General features: G+C 68.3%; 14 protein-coding genes. 6 read left to right on the top strand and 8 right to left on the bottom strand.

Features of this window, described 5'->3' with window-relative positions:
* Both LBN7_RS18285 and lepA read right to left on the bottom strand, forming a co-directional pair.
* Positions 1–507 carry a DUF1990 family protein gene (locus tag LBN7_RS18285; RefSeq protein WP_407360444.1) on the bottom strand — a complete coding sequence of 169 codons (507 nt, stop codon included), beginning with the start codon at positions 505–507 and terminating at the stop codon, positions 1–3.
* Positions 508–509: 2 nt separating this feature from the next.
* Positions 510–2,363, bottom strand: a complete 1,854-nt coding sequence (gene lepA, locus LBN7_RS18280) for a translation elongation factor 4 (protein WP_341945251.1) — start codon at positions 2,361–2,363, stop codon at positions 510–512.
* A gap of 240 nt (positions 2,364–2,603) precedes the next feature.
* Between lepA and LBN7_RS18275 the strand changes: the two genes are divergently transcribed.
* From LBN7_RS18275 to LBN7_RS18255, 5 genes are all read left to right on the top strand, one after another.
* Positions 2,604–3,587: an ABC transporter permease gene (locus tag LBN7_RS18275; RefSeq protein WP_116636671.1), complete on the top strand. Its 984-nt coding sequence runs from the start codon at positions 2,604–2,606 to the stop codon at positions 3,585–3,587.
* 1 nt (position 3,588) lies between these two features.
* Complete coding sequence (locus LBN7_RS18270; RefSeq protein ID WP_243409003.1) at positions 3,589–4,527, top strand: ABC transporter permease; 939 nt, start codon at positions 3,589–3,591, stop codon at positions 4,525–4,527.
* Positions 4,524–6,452, top strand: a complete 1,929-nt coding sequence (locus LBN7_RS18265) for an ABC transporter ATP-binding protein (protein ID WP_116636673.1) — start codon at positions 4,524–4,526, stop codon at positions 6,450–6,452. Before LBN7_RS18270 ends, LBN7_RS18265 begins: the two co-directional genes overlap by 4 nt.
* Before the next feature lie 139 nt (positions 6,453–6,591).
* Positions 6,592–8,310: an ABC transporter family substrate-binding protein gene (locus tag LBN7_RS18260; protein WP_116636674.1), complete on the top strand. Its 1,719-nt coding sequence runs from the start codon at positions 6,592–6,594 to the stop codon at positions 8,308–8,310.
* Between the two features lie 86 nt (positions 8,311–8,396).
* Positions 8,397–9,125, top strand: a complete 729-nt coding sequence (locus LBN7_RS18255) for an alpha/beta fold hydrolase (RefSeq protein ID WP_116636675.1) — start codon at positions 8,397–8,399, stop codon at positions 9,123–9,125.
* On the opposite strand, the gene LBN7_RS18250 is transcribed toward LBN7_RS18255, so the two are convergent.
* Positions 9,120–10,340, bottom strand: a complete 1,221-nt coding sequence (locus tag LBN7_RS18250) for an MFS transporter (RefSeq protein WP_116636676.1) — start codon at positions 10,338–10,340, stop codon at positions 9,120–9,122. The genes LBN7_RS18255 and LBN7_RS18250 overlap by 6 nt on opposite strands.
* Entirely contained in the window at positions 10,337–11,725 is a 1,389-nt protein-coding gene (locus tag LBN7_RS18245; RefSeq protein ID WP_407360443.1) for a GH1 family beta-glucosidase, read from the bottom strand. Before LBN7_RS18245 ends, LBN7_RS18250 begins: the two co-directional genes overlap by 4 nt.
* Before the next feature lie 221 nt (positions 11,726–11,946).
* Between LBN7_RS18245 and rpsT the strand changes: the two genes are divergently transcribed.
* A complete protein-coding gene (rpsT, locus tag LBN7_RS18240; RefSeq protein WP_116636678.1) occupies positions 11,947–12,207 on the top strand; it encodes a 30S ribosomal protein S20 in 261 nt (86 codons plus the stop codon).
* 71 nt (positions 12,208–12,278) lie between these two features.
* Here rpsT and holA read toward each other — a convergent pair whose 3' ends face one another.
* From holA to leuS, 4 genes are all read right to left on the bottom strand, one after another.
* Positions 12,279–13,316 (bottom strand): DNA polymerase III subunit delta, encoded by a 1,038-nt coding sequence (gene holA, locus LBN7_RS18235; RefSeq protein WP_116636679.1) that lies wholly within the window; start codon positions 13,314–13,316, stop codon positions 12,279–12,281.
* Positions 13,317–13,359: 43 nt separating this feature from the next.
* Positions 13,360–15,672 carry a ComEC/Rec2 family competence protein gene (locus tag LBN7_RS18230; RefSeq protein ID WP_407360442.1) on the bottom strand — a complete coding sequence of 771 codons (2,313 nt, stop codon included), beginning with the start codon at positions 15,670–15,672 and terminating at the stop codon, positions 13,360–13,362.
* Positions 15,669–16,265, bottom strand: coding sequence for a ComEA family DNA-binding protein (locus LBN7_RS18225; protein WP_341945242.1), 597 nt, complete (start codon positions 16,263–16,265; stop codon positions 15,669–15,671). Before LBN7_RS18225 ends, LBN7_RS18230 begins: the two co-directional genes overlap by 4 nt.
* A gap of 96 nt (positions 16,266–16,361) precedes the next feature.
* The gene (gene leuS, locus LBN7_RS18220; RefSeq protein WP_407361733.1) at positions 16,362–18,938 is read right to left on the bottom strand and encodes a leucine--tRNA ligase; all 2,577 of its coding nucleotides are present in this window, start codon (positions 18,936–18,938) and stop codon (positions 16,362–16,364) included.
* Positions 18,939–18,946: the final 8 nt, after the last annotated feature.

Below are 18,946 nucleotides of genomic sequence, written 5' to 3'. Positions count from 1 at the left end.
TCAGCCTCGCGTGGGGCCCTGAGCCTGTCGAGGGCGGTGAGCCGCGGCGTCCTGCACGATGCGGACGTAGCGCGCGTGCGTACGGTGCTGAAGGAAGCGGAGCGCCGGAGACATCAGCAGCCAGAAGAAGGACGACGGGCGCGAGATCGACCGCGCGGTGAACACTCCCCGCTCGTCGATCCGGAAAGACTCCTCGCCGTAGATCGGATGCCCCGGCCTCGTCTCGTAGCCGAACCCGCGTTCGTCCGCCCACACGACTCTGATCGGCTCGACGAAGCGGATGCCGAGGACGCGCTTCGCGAGCACGCCCTCCGCGTCAGCGGCGGGGCTACCCGCGGGAACCTCGAAGCCGGCGCGCCGCTTGAACTCCCACGAGCGGACGAGCGCGGCGACCGCGACGACCGACTCCGGCGGCACGACCGTGGAGTGCTCGGCACCGCGCATCCCCTCCGGCACGTTCTCGAGCGATCGGCGGGTGAGACCGCGCTCGTATGCCGGGAGGCGCATCCCTACTTCTTGTCCTTGCCCTCGACGTCTCCGGACAGCGCGGCGATGAACGCCTCCTGGGGGACCTCGACGCGGCCGACCATCTTCATGCGCTTCTTGCCCTCCTTCTGCTTCTCGAGGAGCTTGCGCTTGCGGGTGATGTCACCGCCGTAGCACTTCGCGAGCACGTCCTTGCGGATCGCGCGGATCGTCTCGCGGGCGATGATCCTCGCACCGATCGCGGCCTGGATCGGCACCTCGAACTGCTGGCGCGGGATCAGCTTGCGCAGACGCTCCGCCATCATGGTCCCGTAGGCATAGGCCTTGTCGCGGTGCACGATCGAGCTGAACGCGTCGACCTTCTCGCCCTGGAGGAGGATGTCGACCTTGACGAGGTCTGCCTCCTGCTGGCCCGACGGTTCGTAGTCGAGGGAGGCGTAGCCCTGCGTCTTGGACTTCAGCTGATCGAAGAAGTCGAAGACGATCTCGCCGAGCGGCATGTTGTAGCGCAGCTCGACGCGCTCCTCGGAGAAGTACTCCATGCCGAGCAGAGAGCCGCGACGCCCCTGGCAGAGCTCCATGACAGTGCCGACGTAGTCCTTCGGCAGCAGGATCGCCGCCTTCACCATGGGCTCGGAGACCGAGCCGATCCGTCCGTCGGGGTACTCGCTCGGGTTGGTGACCGTGACGGTCTCCCCCGTGTCGGAGGTGAGCACCTCGTAGATCACGCTGGGTGCGGTGGTGATGAGATCGAGCCCGAACTCGCGCTCGAGACGCTCGGTGATGATCTCGAGATGGAGCAGCCCGAGGAAGCCGCAGCGGAAGCCGAAGCCGAGAGCGACCGAGGTCTCCGGCTCGTATGCGAGCGACGCGTCGGACAGCTTGAGCTTGTCGAGCGCCTCGCGCAGGTCGGCGTAGTCGCTGCCGTCGATCGGGTAGATGCCCGAGAACACCATGGGCTTCGGGTCGGTGTACCCCGGAAGGGCCTGCGTCGAGGGCTTCCGCGCCGTGGTGACCGTGTCGCCGACCTTCGACAGACGCACGTCCTTGACGCCGGTGATGAGGTAGCCGACCTCGCCGACGCCCAGACCCTTCGACGGGACGGGTTCGGGACTGGAGACCCCGACCTCGAGCGCCTCGTGGTTCGCGCCGGTGGACATCATCTGGATGCGCTCGCGCGGAGCGAGGCTGCCGTCGACCATGCGGACATAGGTGACGACACCGCGGTAGGCGTCGTAGACGGAGTCGAAGATCATCGCGCGGGCAGGAGCATCCGCATCGCCGGTGGGCGCGGGGATCTCCTTGACGAGCCGGTCGAGCAGCTCCTCCACACCCACGCCGGTCTTGCCGGAGACGCGAAGGACGTCTTCCGGCTTGCCGCCGATGAGGGATGCGAGCTCCTTCGCGTACTTCTCGGGGTCGGCCGCGGGGAGGTCGATCTTGTTGAGCACCGGGATGATGTGCAGATCGTTCTCGAGGGCGAGGTAGAGGTTCGCGAGCGTCTGCGCCTCGATGCCCTGCGCCGCATCGACGAGCAGGATGGCGCCCTCGCACGCGGCGAGCGAGCGGGACACCTCGTAGGTGAAGTCGACGTGACCGGGGGTGTCGATCATGTTGAGCGCGAAGGTCTCGCCCTCGATCTGCCACGGCATCCGCACCGCCTGGCTCTTGATCGTGATGCCGCGCTCGCGCTCGATGTCCATGCGGTCCAGGTACTGGGCCCGCATGTCGCGGTCGGACACCACCCCGGTGATCTGGAGCATGCGGTCAGCGAGGGTCGACTTGCCGTGATCGATGTGGGCGATGATGCAGAAATTGCGGATCTGCGCAGGCGGCGTCGCGGCAGGCTGAAGAGGTGTGAGGGCGCGTGGTGACATGTCCCGTCGATTCTACGGTCAGGGCAGGCTAATGCTCGATTCGCCCGATGCGGTGATATTCTGCCCAGGTTGCCCGGGAGCAATCCGTGACACCGGATCCCGAGAGCGATAGGACTCCGTCACAGACCTCGTGCAGGGCGTCGCGTCGCGCAAAGAGGTGGATGGTGATTGAATGTCTACCCGGCTCAGCGTTGCGTCGGCGATCCCGCGCATCTCTGTAAAAGAGAAAGAATCATCACCTTGATCAAGTATCTCGTGCGCCGTGCACTCGGCTGGCTGCTCATGATCGTGGTCGCGACGAACATCACGTACTTCCTGGCGTGGGGTTTCCTCGATCCGCGCAGCAACTACGTGGGCCGACGTCCGCCGCTGACCGAAGAGCAGATCGTCCACACGCTCGCGCCGCGCAACCTCAGCGACACCGTCCCGCTCATCGAGCGGTGGTGGACCTGGCTCACCGGCATCCTCCTCCGCTGGGACTGGGGCGTCAGCCCCACGGGCGGCTCGGTCAACGAGCAGGTCGCGTACCGGATGTGGGTCAGCGCCGAGCTCGTGCTGGGTGCGACCATCCTCACGACCGTCCTCGGGATCGCGCTGGGCGTCTACACCGCCTCGCGCCAGTACAAGCTCGCCGACCGGATCGGCCAGGCGACCAGCATCATCACGATGAACATCCCGATCGTCGTCGCAGCCTTCGCGATCGTGCTCCTCGCGATCGGCCTGAACAACGCCACCGGCATCCGCATCTTCTACGTGACGGGCAACGCGAGCCGAGGAGTCGAAGGGTTCTTCCCGGTCCTCATAGACGTCCTTCAACATCTGACGCTGCCGACGATAGCGCTCGTGCTCGTCGGCTACGCCGGCATCCACTTCCTGCAGCGCTCGCTCCTGCTCGACAACATCGGCGCCGACTACGTGCGCACGGCACGGGCCAAGGGCCTGACGAAGCAGCAGGCCATCCGCAAGCACGCCCTGCGCACCTCGCTGATCCCCGTCGCGACACAGGTCGCCTTCACCATTCCCGCGATCTTCACCGGCGCGGTCCTCACCGAGACGATCTTCGCCTGGAACGGCATGGGCAAGTACTTCATCGAGACCATCACCAAGAACGACGTCCACGGCACGGTCGCGGTCGCAGCCTTCGGCGCCGTCCTCACCGCGATCGGCGCGATCCTCGCCGATGTCGCCGTCGTGGTGCTCGATCCTCGAGTGAGAGTGAGCTGACATGACCTCGGAAATGATCGACCCCACCGTCGAAGCAGCGCCGAGCCCCGCCGGCCCCGAGACGACGCGCGTCGCGACTCGCCGCCTGTCGAAGTGGACGCTGTACTCGCGGCGCTACGCCCGCAACAAGGGCGCCGTCGCCGGCCTCGTCATCTTCGCACTGCTCGTGCTCTTCGCGATCTTCGGACCGCTCATCGCGCGCTACGACCACGTCGAGCTCGACTTCCTCGCCCTGAGCACCGGCCCCACGGCCGAGCACTGGTTCGGCACCAACAACGCCGGCAACGACCTCTTCGCCCAGGTGGCCGTCGGGCTGCAGCGCTCGCTGATGATCGCGGTGACCGTATCGGTCGGCGTGACCATCGTCTCGGCGCTCGTCGGCACCGCTGCCGCCTACTTCGGCGGCTGGACCGAGCGGATCGCCCTGCTCGTCATCCACTTCATGATGGTGATCCCCTCGTTCCTCATCCTGGCGATGATCTCCAACAAGTCCGGTGGCGACTGGCGCGTCATCGCGCTCATCATGATCTTCGTGATCGGCTGGTACTTCCCCGCCCGCGTGATCTGGACTCTCGCGCTGTCGCTGCGCGAGCGCGAGTACGTGAGCGCCGCCCGGTACATGGGCGTGCGCGGTTTCCGCATCGTCCTGCGCCACCTGCTGCCGAACATCGGATCGCTCCTCGTGATCAACTTCACCCTGGGCGTCGTCAACGCGGTCGTGGCCGAGACCGGCCTGTCGTTCCTCGGGTTCGGCGTCAAGATCCCCGATGTCTCCCTCGGCGCGCTGATCGGCGCCGGGTCGAGCTCGTTGATCACGTCGCCCTGGCTGTTCTACTTCCCCGCGGCCGCGCTCACCCTTCTCACGGTGTCGATGGCGCTCGTCGCCGACGGCCTGCGCGATGCCCTCGATCCCACCTCTGCGGCTGGAGGCCGAGCATGAGCAACGTACTCTCCGTCCGCGATCTCACCGTCAGCTTCGCCTCCGAGGCGGGACGCGTCGAGGCCGTCCGCGGTGTCTCGTTCGATCTCGAGGCCGGCAGGACTCTCGGGATCGTCGGCGAATCCGGGTCGGGCAAGTCCGTCACCTCGCTCGCGATCATGGGGCTCCTCGACGAGAACGCCAAGGTCACCGGGTCGATCATGTACGAGGGCAAGGAGCTTCTCGGCATGACCGACAAGCAGCTCTCCGTGATCCGCGGCAACGGCATGTCGATGGTCTTCCAGGACCCGCTGACGTCTCTCACCCCCGTGTTCACGGTGGGCGACCAGCTCATCGAAGCACTGACCGTGCATCGGAGCCTGTCGAAGAAGGATGCCTGGAACCGCTCGGTCGAGCTGCTCAAGCTCGTGGGCATCACCGAGCCGGAGCGACGGATGAAGTCGTTCCCGCACGAGTTCTCCGGCGGCATGCGCCAGCGCGTCGTGATCGCGATCGCCATGGCGAACAACCCGAAGCTCATCATCTGCGACGAGCCGACCACCGCACTCGACGTGACGATCCAGGCGCAGATCCTCGATCTGATCGAGAAGGCGCAGCAGGAGACCGGCGCCGCTGTCATCATGATCACCCACGACATGGGCGTCGTCGCCCGCACGGCCGACGACGTGATGGTGATGTACGCGGGGAAGCCTGTCGAGCAGGCGCCCGTGCACGAGCTGTTCCACAAGACCCGGATGCCGTACTCGATCGGCCTGCTCGGCGCGATCCCGCGCGTCGACAAGGCGGAGAAGGAACCTCTCACCCCGATCAAGGGCAACCCGCCGCTGCTGATCAACCTGCCGGACGCCTGCCCGTTCGCCGACCGCTGCCCCATCGTGATGGACGCGTGCCGCACCAGGGAGCCCGAGCTCCTTCCGGTCGCGACCGGCTCCGGCGACCAGCACCGCGCCGCGTGCATCCGCGCCCACGAGATCGAGGACGGCGGCCTCCTCGGCGGCATCCCCGTGTACCCCGTGCGCGAGGTGCCGGAGAGCCCGCTGGCGAAGCTCCCGCGCGAGGAGCGTCCGATCACCCTCGAGGTCAAGAACCTCACCAAGACGTTCCCCCTTCTCAAGGGCGCGTTCCTGAAGCGCAAGGTCGGCGAGGTGCACGCCATCAAGGGCGTCAGCTTCGACGTGCGCGAGGGCGAGACGATGGCCATCGTCGGCGAATCCGGCAGCGGCAAGACCACGACCCTCCTGCAGATCATGGACATGGTCAAGCAGACCGACGGCGACATCGTCATCGCCGGCACGAGCGTCAACGACATCCACAGCCACAAGGTCGAGCGTCAGCTGCGCCGCGACATCCAGATCGTCTTCCAGGACCCCATGGGAGCGCTGGACCCGCGTATGACGGTCGCCGACATCATCTCGGAGCCGCTCTTCGCGATCGGCACCCCCAAGGAGGAGGCGCACCGCCGGGTCGATGAGCTGATGGACCTCGTCGGCCTCAACCCCGCGCACAGCGACCGCTTCCCGCAAGCGTTCTCCGGTGGACAGCGGCAGCGCATCGGCATCGCCCGTGCCCTGTCGACCAACCCCAAGATCGTCGTGCTGGATGAACCGGTCTCGGCGCTCGACGTCTCGATCCAGGCGGGCGTGATCAACCTCCTCGACGAGCTCAAGGCGAAGCTGGGGCTCTCGTACCTCTTCGTCGCGCACGACCTCTCGGTGGTGCGCCACATCGCCGACCGCGTGGCCGTGATGTACCTCGGCGACTTCGTCGAGCACGGCGACGTGGACGAGGTCTTCGAGAACCCGCAGCATCCCTACACGAAGGCGCTGCTCTCGGCGATCCCGGTCCCCGACCCCGACATCGAGCGCACACGCCAGCGTGTCGTGTTCGATGCCGAGACGATGACGACCCGCCCCGTCCTCGCCTGAACGAGCCTGGGACCGGATGCCGGAGAGCATGGGTCACCGTCCGATAACGGTTAGGCGGTATTCACTGTCGCCCGCTGTGGTTCGGAAGCCGTCGAACTATTCTTCCCTTTATGAATCGCCGAAAGGCGGAAGGAGCACCATGAAGAACAAGAAGTTGTTGGGGGCCATCGCGATCAGCGGCGCCCTCGCACTCGCCCTCGCGGGTTGCGCGAGCGGCTCCGGTAACACCGGCGGCGGGGACAACGGCGGCGGCGAGACCGTCGAGACCAAGGCAGCGGACTACAACCCGCAGCCCCGCGAGAACCTGAAGGAGGGCGGCGAGGTCAACTTCGAGATCAACGAGGTTCCCGAGCAGCTGAACGCCTTCAACAGCGACGCCAGCGCCGACACCGCTCGCCTCTGGTACTACTACATGCCGCAGCTCCTCCTGGTCTCGCCGGAGGGCGAGGTCACGAAGAACGACGCGTACCTCGACGCTTACGAGATCGGCGAGGACGGCGGCAACACCACGCTGACCTTCACGTTCACGGACGAGGCCCACTTCAACGACGGCACCGACATGGACTGGACCGCCATCGACGCGACGTGGAAGGCGAACCGCTCGTACGACGAGGGCTTCAACCCGAACGCGACCGACGGCTACAAGCAGATCACCTCGGTCGAGCAGGGCGACTCGGCGAAGACCGCCGTGGTCACCTTCGACGGCATCTACGCCTGGCCCTCCATGGCGTTCCTCACGGGTGGCGTCCTGAACCCGAAGCACGCCGACGTCGAGACGTTCAACAACGCGTACATCGGCAACCTCAACGCCGAGTGGGGTGCAGGTCCCTACACCGTCGACGAGTTCGACGCGAACGCGGGCTTCGTCTCGTTCAAGCCGAACCCCGAGTGGTGGGGCAACGCTCCGCTCCTCGACAAGGTGACGTTCACGGCTCTGGAAGACGACGCCGCGATCAACGCCTTCAAGAACGGTGAGATCGACCAGGTCGAGGCCGGCAGCCAGGAGCGTCTGGCCCAGGTCGAGGACGTCGACGGCGCTGTCGTCCGTCGCGCACAGCAGACCGCCAAGACGGTTCTCATGGTCGACGGCGACAAGCCGCAGTTCGCAGACCTCGAGGTCCGCAAGGCGTTCTTCATGGGCATCAACATCGATCAGCAGAAGCAGATCGCCTGGAACGGCCTCGGCTACGAAGAGGGCCCCGCAGGCTCGCTCAACATGTACTCCTTCCAGGACGGATGGAGCGACGCGTTCGGCGAGGCCGGTCTGAAGTACGACGTCGACGGTGCCAAGAAGCTCCTCGACGACGCAGGCTGGGTCGAGGGCGAAGACGGCATCCGCGAGAAGGACGGCGTCAAGTTCACGGTCATCTACCCGATCTTCAGCAACAGCCCCGTTCAGGAGGCGCTCGCGAAGTCGCTGCAGGCTCAGCAGAAGGAGATCGGCATCGACGTGCAGATCGAGGTCCGCGCGTCGGCTGACTTCTCCGACGACTTCACGTCGAAGAACTGGGACATCTTCGGTCTCCGCTTCACCGACTCCGACCCGTTCGGACCGGCCTGGATGTGCCAGATCTACTGCTCCGACAGCGGCCTGAACCTCTCCGGTACGGGCACCGCCGACATCGACAAGCAGATCGCTGACGAGGTCGAGTCGCAGAAGGACGCCGAGAGCTGGACCGCGGCCGCGATGAAGCTCGAGCCGAAGATCATCGAGGAGACCTGGGGCGTCATCCCGCTCTACAACGGTCCGTCGGTGTACGTGGCGCAGAAGGGGCTGGCGAACCTGACCCCGGAGCCCTACGTGGGTCTCGACCTCTTCGGAGTCACCCCGGTCGAGAACCTCGGCTGGGAGAAGTGATCCTCCCGGGTCACTAAGCTCGTCGAAGTGACCCGCAGCGGGGTCGGTGGTTCATCCACCGGCCCCGCTTTCCTTATGCTGAACGCGTGAGCGTCCAGATCGTCTTCGTGCACGGCATCCGCACCTCTGCGACCATGTGGCGCTCGCAGCTCGCCCACCTCGATGCCCGCGGGTACGCGTACACCGCGGTCGACCTTCCCGGTCACGGCTCCCGCATGCAGGAGGACTTCACCCTCCACGAGGCGCTGCACACGATCGATGCCGCGGTGCGAGCGGCCGCGGAGAACGGACCGGTGCTTCTCGTCGGCCATTCGATGGGCGGACTGCTCTCGCTCACCTACGCGGGCGGGGCGGACACGCCTCCGGTCGCCGGGGTCGTCGCTGCCGCCTGCACCTCGCTCCCCCGCGGCGCCGGTCTCTCCGCCTATCGGCTGCTCTTCCGCGCGGTCGATTCGCTGCCGGATCGCGGGATGTGGATCACCCGTCGCATGCTGGCAGCGACCATCCCGGCCGAGAACCGCTCCGACTTCGCCGCCGGCGGCTACGCCTTGGACACACAGGATGCCGCGCTGCGCAGCCTCTCCACCCTCGATGTCGCGACGGCCGTCGAGCGGATCACGATCCCCCTGTGGTTCGTGAACGGCCAGTACGACCAGCTGCGGGTGAACGAACGACTGTTCCAGCGCCTCGCGCCCCATGCCGAGCTCATCGTCGTACCGCGGACGACGCACCTCGTGACGGCGATGCGACCACGCGTGTTCAACGCCGTCCTGGAACTGGCGGTCGCGACGATCGACGCCGCCGACCGCTCATGACCGCGCGGGCTGGCGGGCGAAGGCGGTGAGCGCGCCCCCGACGAGCGAGAGCACGGCGGCGGCGACGAACACGAGCCAGAATCCACCGACGAGTGCGACGAGAGCCGCCCCCAGCACCGGACCGATCAGCTGCCCCAGCGCCGCGGTGACGTTGACGATGCCGAGGTCGCGCGCGTGGTCCTGCTCGTCGGGGAGCAGGTCTGCGGCGAAGGCGAGCCCCACGGTCGAGAAGGCTCCGTACCCGAGCCCCATCAGCGCCGCTGCGACCATCGTCATCTCGAACGTCGGGACGAGCGCGATCGCGACACCGGATGCCGCCTGCACGACCGTCGCCGCGACGGTCAGCGTGCGCCGATTGCCGGTGCGATCGGACACGATGCCCGTGAGCACCGCGGCGATCACCACGAACACCGTGTAGACGAGGATGAGCAGCAGCAGGTTGTCCTGCGCGACGGCGCTCGGCTGTCCGAGCCCGTGCAGGAGGAAGAACAGGAAGAGGGCGGTGCCGAGCGCGTTGCCGATGTTGGTCACGAGCCGACCGGACAGCATCCAGGCGAAGTCGCGGTCGCGCAGCGACGCGAGGGTCTTTCGACCTTCGCCCTTCGGCCGCAGCTCCGCCGTCCCCGGAGGGTCGGGCAGGAGCAGCGCCGCCGCCGTGCCGATCACCGCGATGATGCCGGCGAGCAGGAGATATCCGGCGACGATGCCGAGACCGAGGAGCACGACGAGGCCGACACCCAGCACGATGCCGACTGCCTGACTCGATCCGACGGCGGCAGCCGCGGCGCCGCGCTGTGTGGTGGGCAGCTGATCCGCGATCAGCGCGGTGAAGGCGGCGGAGGAGACGGCGACGCCGATCGAGACGCCCACCCATCCGGCTCCCACCGCCCAGGGGCCGCTCGCGAATCCGGTGAGCACGAGGCACACGGCGGTGAGCCAGACGCCGCCGAGGGCCCAGGGCCGCCGGCGGTGCCGTCCGGCGGCAGCGCGATCCGAGAGCGCTCCCGCCGCCGGCCCCGCGACGATGCCGGCAAGTCCGCCGATCCCGAGGACGAGCCCCGAGGAGACCACGCCGCGGATCCAGTCGTCCTCCGGAGTGTCGAGCTGGAGAGGCAGGAGGAGCTGCACGGGCGTCAACTGCACGGTCCAGATGGCGAGCCACGCCAGCGTGAACAGCGACATCCACCGCGCGCCGGCCCTGGTCGCACCGCTCATCGTGTCTCCTCCCGAGCTGCTGCTGCGGAGCGGGCACCGGCGATGAGGTCCCGATACCAGTCGTACGACGCCTTCGGGGTGCGCTCCCCCGTCGCGAAATCGACGTGGACGAGACCGAAGCGCTGCGTGTAGCCGTCCGCCCATTCCCAGTTGTCGAGGAGAGACCACACCGTGTACTCCTCCACGGGGACTCCCGCGGCGATCGCCTCTCCCACGGCCGCGATGTGGCCGGCGAGATACGCGATGCGATCGGCATCCTCCACGCGCGCGGCGCGGTCGGGTTCGGGGAAGGAAGCGCCGTTCTCCCCGATGATGACGGGAGGGAGCAGCGGATGCCGCGCGTGCAGGTCGACCAGCAGATCGCGCAGCGCCACCGGCATGATCGGCCATTCGGGACCGAAGCCCGTGACGGGAACGCCGGGTGTCGGCACGATGTCGAACGGGATGGGGCTCGACGCATCGGCGGCGGTGACGGTGGTCGGGTTGTAGAAGTTGATGCCGTAGAAGTCGATCGACGCGCGGATCGCATCGAGGTCGCCGTCCTGCACAGGCATCGCAGGGAGGCCCCAGGCCGCGAGATCCGGATACTCGCCGGCCAGGAGCGGCTCGCTGAACACCCGGTTGTGGATCAGGTCGTAGAGGGCTGCGGCGTCGCGGTCCTCCGCTGTGTCGTTCAGCGGCAGCACCCAGGTGTGGTTGTTGACCAGGCCGACCTGTGCGGAGGCCCGGGAGCGGATGACCTGGGCGCGGATGACCTGGGCGGCGCGGGCATGCGCGAGGAGCTGGTGGTGCACCGTCGGCAGGGCGTCGAAGAGGAGTTGTCGCCCCGGGGCCAGCGCACCGACCGCGTAGCCCTGCAGCGTGGTCATCGCCGGTTCGTTCAGCGTGTACCAGTGCGCGACGCGATCGCCCAGGCTGTCGACCACGATCGCCGCATAGTCGGCGAAGCGCTCGACCGTATCGCGGCTCAGCCATCCGCCGTCGGCCTCGACCGCGCTGGGCATCTCCCAGTGATACAGGGTCGGGAACGGAACGACGTCGACCTCCAGCAGGCGATCCACGAATCGCGAGTAGTGATCGAGTGCCACGGTGTTCGCCATGCCGCGACCGTCGGGCTGCACGCGCGCCCACGGTATCGAGAAGCGGTAGCGATCGAGACCGAGACCGGCGACGAGAGCGACGTCAGCTTCGGGATGCCGATAGCTGTCGCAGGCCGGATCGGCCGTGGAGCCGTCCGTGATCGCGCCGGGGGCCTCGAGGAACTCATCCCAGATCGATCGGCCTCGGCCGTCGACGTCGCGAGCCCCCTCGATCTGGAAGGCGGACGTCGCGGCAGACCAGCGGAGTCCGGTGGGCAGGGGCGATCGGGTGGGAACGGCGGTCATGTGGCTCCTCGACATCGGTGTCCGGATACCGTTGATTCTGCACCCGGTACCAGCAGATCCGCGACTCAGTGTCGCTTCTCGTGGTCGTTTCGCGTGATCGAGCCGTCTGCTGATAGACTCGACTCTTGGCTTGCGTGTGGGTTCTTCCCTCACGACCGCTGTGCAGCAGCCCTCTTCTGCTGCCGGCATTCCCATCACTCCTGTACAGAAAGTGTCCACACGTGGCAAACATCAAGTCGCAGATCAAGCGCAACAAGACCAACGAGAAGGCTCACGAGCGCAACAAGGCCGTGAAGAGCGAGCTCAAGACGCTCATCCGCTCGACCAAGACGGCTGTCGCTGCCGGCGACAAGTCCGCCGCCGAGGCCACCCTCAAGAAGGCCGCCGTCAAGCTCGACAAGGCCGTCAGCAAGGGCGTTCTGCACAAGAACCAGGCCGCGAACCGCAAGTCGGCACTCGCCAAGCAGGTCTCCGCTCTCTGAGCATCAGCTTCTGAATCAGCCCGCCTCCTCGAGGCGGGCTTTTTCGTTGCCCGATGTCTGCACCGGCGGTGTCACGCGCCGAACGGTTCCCGTGTGGCGATGACCGTGACCATCCGCTCGAGCGCGAAGATCGGGTCGCGCGCCGCGCCCTTGACCTCGGCGTCGGCCCGCGCAGTCGCCTGGATCGCCATGCCGAGTGAGCGCTCGTTCCACCCGGCGAGGTCGCGCCGTGCACGATCCACCTGCCAGTCCTTCATGCCGAGGCGCTGAGCCAGCTGCCTGCTGGGTTCGCGGTTGCCCGCCACTCGCGCCATGGTGCGGAGCTTCATGGCGAATGCGGCCACCATCGGAACGGGGTCGGCGCCGGACGACAGCGCATGGCGCAGCGCGATCAGCGCCTCGCCGTAGCGACCGGCGATCGCCGTGTCTGCGACGACGAAGGCCGAGACCTCCACCCGCCCGCCGTAGTACCGGGTGACGGTGTCTTCGGAGATGTCGCCCTCGACGTCGCCGATCAGCTGCTGGCAGGCCGCCGCCAGTTCGGTGAGATCGTCGGCGAAGGCCGAGACCAGTGCGCGCAGCGCCGGAGGCGCGATGCGCTTCTTCGCGGAGCGGAACTCCCCCGCCGCGAAGTCGACCCGATCGCTGTCGCGTTTGATCGCAGGCACCGCGATCTCGATACCGCCGCCGTTCCCGGCACGCAGCGCGTCGAGGAGCTTCTTGCCGCGGACGCTCGCGCCGGTGTGCCGCAGCACGACGGTCGCGCCCTCCTGAGGATGGTCGAGGTACGACACCGCCTCCTGGATGAACGCGTCGGTGCACTTCTCCACGCCGGACACGCGGACGAGCCGCGGCTCGCCGAACAGGGACGGCGAGGTGAGCGACAGCAGTGTGCCGGGTTCGTAGTCGTCGGCGCGCACGTCGCTGACCTCGAGCGAGGGATCCTCGGCGCGAAGATAATCGCGCACGCCCGCGATCGCGCGCTCGGCGCAGATCTCCTCGGGTCCGAAGACCAGCACCAGCGGTGCCGGATGCGGCTCGCGCCACGACACCTGGGGGATCTTGCCGGCCTTCGCGCCGCCACGGGAGGGGGGACGCGAAGCTGCCATGGATCCAGACTACCGGGGGCCGGGGACACGGCGACGGTCCCGGTCACCGTTCCGTCCAGACCTGCAGCTCCTCATCGCGGATGCCGAGCAGGATGCGCCCCTGCGTGTCGGTGCGCAGGTTGTGGGCGCCGGCGGCGGTCAGCATGTCGAGCGCCGCATCCCGAGGATGACCGTAGTCGTTTTCGGCTCCGGCGCTGAAGATCGCCGCGGTCGCCCGCACGGCTTCGTAGAGCCCCGGATCCTGATCCGCGCTGCCGTGATGGGCGACCTTCACCACCGCATATGTCCCGAGCCGCACCGTGCGCAGCAGCATGCGCTGCGGCTCGGCCGCGAGGTCTCCGAGGAAGAGCGAGCGGGGTACTCCCCCGCCGTCGAAGTCGACCACCACGCTCGCGTCGTTGCCGGGCGGGAAGGCCGCGGAGTCCCGGATCGGCCACAGCACCCGCCACGCGGCGGACCCCAGACGGCCCCGCAGGCCGGCTGAAGCCGGTGTGAGACGCGCTCCGCCCGCGACCAGGTCGTCCAGGAGCCTCTCGTCGGCCGGCTCCGCCGTGGGGCCGTGCAGCACCGCATCGACCTTTCCGAAGACCGCCGCCGTTCCGCCGACATGATCGAGGTCGAAGTGCGACAGCACGAGCAGGTCGACGTGCTGGATGCCCAGCGACGCCAGGCACTCGGCCAGCGGACCCGGTTCCGGCCCCGTGTCGATGAGCGCCACCTGCCCGGCGGAGCGCACGAGGAGCGCGTCGCCCTGCCCCACGTCGCATGCGGCGATCGACCAGCCGTCCGGCGCGGTGGAACTCGCGAGCGGGCCGGACAGGACGAGATGCGCGCCGGCGAGGGACAGCACCACGATGAGGACACCCGCTGCGCCCTGTCGAGCCAGCGCGATCGCCCGAGCGATCCGTGGTCGGAAGGCGCCGCGCCGAGCGATCAGCACGGCCGCCAGCGAGGCACTGACCACGAGCACCAGCAGCGCGCTGGCGAGCCCGGCCGGGAGCAGGATCTGCGCGACGGGCAGCTGCGCGGTCGTCGTCGCCGTCGTCGCGATCCATGCGGCCGGCAGCCAGGCTGATGCCGTGAGCAGGTCGGCGAGGGGCGGTATCGGTGCGGCGAGGCACGCGAGCAATCCCATCACCGTCGCGACGGGCGCGGCCGGCGCCGCGAGCAGGTTGGCGGCGATCCCGATGAGCGATTGCTGCTCGGCGAAGAGGGCGATGATGGGCCCGCAGGCGAGTTGCGCGGCGAGCGGCACGGCGATCGCCAGCGCCACCGGCGCGGGCATCCATCGCGTCATCCCGCGGCTCAGTGGCGGCGCCAGCAGGATCAGCGCCCCGGACGCAACGACGGACAGGGCGAAGCCGGGTGTCGCGGCCAGCCACGGGTCGGCCAGCAGGATACCGACGACGCAGAGCGCGAGCATGCCCGCGCCCGCAGTCGGTCTTCCGAGCAGCACGGTCAGCATCGCCACGCCGGCCATCACGCTTGCACGGATGACGCTCGGCTCGGGAGTGACGAGCACCACGAATCCGGCCAGCGCCATCGCCGCCAGCACGACGCGCAGCATCCGCCCTCCACCACACAGCGCGGTCAGCCAGAACACGGCCCCGACCACGATCGCGCAGTTGGCACCGCTGACCGCCGTGAGATGGCTGAGCCCGCTCGTGCGCATGTCGTCGGTCAGTTCCTGCGTCACGGCCCGGGTGTCTCCCACAGCGAGTCCGGGAAGCAGGCCGGAACCCGGATCGGGCAGCCGAAGCGAGCGCTCGACGAACGCCAGCCGCAGCGCCGCCGCGGCACCGAACACGCCCGCTGCCGGCGAGACCACCTCGGCCTCGCCGCCGAAGACGACCAGCGCCGAGCGCTCACCCGCATCGGTCGCGGCTGCCTCTCCCGTGACGCGTATCCGCGCTCCGAGGTCGAAGCCGTCGGCCGGGTCGATGCCGATCCGCACGGGTGCCGCCAGCGGCCTCGCCTGCCCCGGCGGTCCGACGTCGATCGAGACGGCCTCGAACCAGAGCCGTCCGTCCTGACCGGTCGACGCCGACGATGTCACGGCGGCGACCACCTCGACCACGCGTCCGTCCCACTCCGCGATGCGGTCACGCGCGGGTGAGGCGAACCCCGTCGACATCGCCACCGCGGCACCCGCGGCCAGTGTCACCATCAGAAGTCCTGCGCCGGCATGGAGCCCGCCATGACGTCGCCGCCACCAGAACGCCCCGAGAACGGACACGGCGGCGATCCCGCAGATCGCCGCGCTCCCCCACGCCGACCCCGGGACGAACACGCAGAAGAGGGCCACGCACCACACCGCGGCCGCGAGCGGCAGCAGACGCAGATCGCGTGGCCTCATACGCGCACGGCCTCGCGGATGCCGGCCAGCAGCTTCTCGCCGATACCCGGCACGGCGAGCAGATCGTCCACCGAGGCGAAGCGCCCGTTCTCGTCGCGCCAGGCGATGATCCGCTCCGCGAGTGCCGGCCCGATGCGCGGCAGGGTCTCGAGCGCCGCCTGGTCAGCGGCATTCAGGTCGATGCGGTCGTCCCCCGGCGCCGCGCCGCCCGAGGCATCCGAGGTCGCCCCCACCGTGGGCACGACGATCTGCTCGCCATCGGCGAGGACACGCGCAAGGTTCACCGCCGCCAGGTCGGCGTCGTCGGTCGTGCCTCCTGCTGCCGCAAGGGCATCCACCAGCCTCGCATCGAGATCGAGCACGTAGAGCCCCGGGTGCGCGACCGCGCCCAGCACGTGCACGTAGAGCTCACCCGTCGGGCCCGCAGTCGCACCGGCTTCTGCCAGCGGCAGGGAATCCACCGGCTCCGCCTGGCCGCGCAGGATGCCGAAGCCGACCGCTGCCGAGAGCACGACGAGCGCGAGGACCACGCCCGCCCCGATGCTCAACCGCAGACGACGTCGCGGCGGCGGAGGGGGCGGCTCTGGAGGCATCCCGCAACGCTAGGCCGCCCCGGACACCCGACGAAGCCTGAGAACCAGGCACCGGGGACAATCCCTCAGGATCGGTCCCCGGTGCAGGAAGCGGTTCTAGCCCTTGACGACGAAGCTGACGATCTTCGGCGCGCGCACGACGACCTTCACGATCTCGCGGTCGCCGATCGATCGGATCACGCGCTCGTCCGCGCGGGCGAGTGCCTCGAGCTCGGCCTCGCCGATCCTCGCCGACACCTCGAGCTGGGCGCGCACCTTGCCGCCCACCTGCACGACGGCGGTGATCGTGTCCTCCACGAGCAGCGCCGGGTCGGCCGAACGCCAGGTGACCAGGCCCACGGACGGCTCGTGCCCGAGGATCTCCCACATCTCCTCCGCGGTGTGCGGGGCGATGAGGTCGAGCATCACGGCGATGGTCTCCGCGGCCTCGCGCACGGCGGGGTCGGACGCACCCGCAGCGCCGTCGATCGTCTTGCGCGTGATGTTGACGAGCTCCATCAGGCGGGCGACCAGCACGTTGAACTTCGTCTGCTCGACCAGCGCAGGAGCCTCGGCCAGCAGCTTGTGCGTGGCACGGCGCAGCGCCGCGTCACCGCTGGCGAAGACGACGTCGACGGGGCTGTCGACCTCGCCCGCGATCCGCAGAGCGCGCGCCAGGAACTTCTGCGCACCGGTCGTCGAGACGTCGGACCAGTCCTTGTCGTCTTCCACCGGTCCGGCGAACGCCAGACCCACGCGCAGGGCGTCGGCGCCGTAGGCGTCGAGCTCCTCCTCGAACAGCACCAGGTTGCCCTTGCTCTTCGACATCTTCGCGCCGTCGAGCAGCACCATGCCCTGGTTGATCAGATTCGAGAACGGCTCGGTGAAGTCGATCAGCCCCATGTCGAACAGCACCTTGGTGATGAAGCGCGCGTACAGCAGGTGCAGGATCGCGTGCTCGACACCGCCGATGTACGAGTCGACCGGTGCCCAGCGCGCCGCCTGAGCGGGGTCGAAGGCGACCGTGTCGCTGTTCGGCGACAGGAAGCGCAGGAAGTACCACGAGCTGTCGACGAAGGTGTCCATGGTGTCGGGGTCGCGCAGCACCGGGTCGCCGGTCTGCGGATCGACGGTCTGCACCCAGCTCTCGGCCGCGCCCAGCGGCGACGAGCCCTTCGGCTTCAGGTCGAGGCCCTCGACGCTCGGCAGCTTCACCGGCAGCTGGTCCTCGGGAACCGGGATGATCCGGCCGTCCTCGGCGTGCAGCATCGGGATCGGGGTGCCCCAGAAGCGCTGGCGCGAGATCAGCCAGTCGCGCAGACGGTAGTTCTTGGCTGCGCGCCCGGTGCCCGACGCCTCCAGCTGCTCGATCGCGCGGGCGATCGCGTTGCGCTTGGACAGGCCGTTCAGCGCGCCCGAGTTGATCATGCGGCCTTCGCCGGTCAGGGCGATGCCGGTGGACGCCGGGTTCTGCTCATCCAGAGCTGCACCGGTGTCGATCGGCACGCCCTCCTCGTCGACCTCGATGACCGGCATCGCACCGGTGACGGGGGCCGTGGTGTCGACGACGACCTTGACCGGCAGGTCGAAGGCGCGGGCGAAGTCCAGGTCGCGCTGATCGTGCGCCGGCACGGCCATGACCGCGCCGTGGCCGTAGTCGGCCAGCACGTAGTCGGCCGCCCAGACCGGCAGCTTCTCGCCGTTGACGGGGTTGATCGCGTAGCGCTCCAGGAAGACACCGGTCTTCGGACGGTCCGTGGACTGCCGATCGATGTCGCTCTCCTTCTGCACCTGCTCCAGGTAGGTGCGGAACCGCTCCTGCACCTCGACCGGCGCACCAGCAGCGAGCTCGGCGGCCAGGTCGGAGTCCGGCGCCACGACGAAGAACGTCGCTCCGTGCAGCGTGTCGGGGCGCGTCGAGAAGACCGTGACCGGCTCGTCGCGTTCTTCGATGCGGAAGTCGACGTCGGCACCGACCGAGCGGCCGATCCAGTTGCGCTGCATCTGCAGCACCTTGTGCGGCCAGAACCCCTCGAGCTGGTTCAGGTCGTCGAGCAGACGGTCGGCGTAGTCGGTGATCTTGAAGTACCACTGGGTCAGCTTCTTCTTCACGACCTCGTAGCCGCAGCGCTCGCAGCGGCCGTCGACGACCTGCTCGTTCGCCAGCACCGTCTGGTCGTTGGGGCACCAGTTGACGGCGCTCTTCTTGCGATAGGCCAGCCCGCGCTCGTGCAGCTTCAGGAACAGCCACTGGTTCCAGCGGTAGTACTCCGGGTCGGAGGTGTGCAGCACGCGCGACCAGTCGAAGGAGACGCCGTACGACTGGAACGCCTTCTTCTGCTGCGCGATGTTCTGGTACGTCCACTCGCGGGGGTCGGCGCCCTGCCGGATCGCGGCGTTCTCGGCCGGCAGGCCGAACGAGTCCCAGCCGATCGGGTTGAGCACGTTGTGCCCGCGGTGACGCCAGAAGCGCGCCACGATGTCGGAGTAGAGGTAGTTCTCCGCGTGTCCCATGTGCAGGTCACCGGAGGGGTACGGGAACATCGCGAGCACGTAGCGCCGCGGGCGGGTGTCGTCATCGCCGCCGGTGAGGAATGTCTCGTTCTCCGCCCAGTACTTCTGCCACTTGCTCTGGATGGCGTGCGCCGACGGGGTCTCCTCGTCGGCGGGACCGAAGGACAGGTTCTCAGACAACGAACGCA

This window comes from Microbacterium sp. LBN7 (assembly GCF_045690345.1).
Classification (GTDB): domain Bacteria; phylum Actinomycetota; class Actinomycetes; order Actinomycetales; family Microbacteriaceae; genus Microbacterium.
Note: the sequence above shows the minus strand (reverse complement) of the source record. Positions and strands in the feature narration are given on the sequence as shown.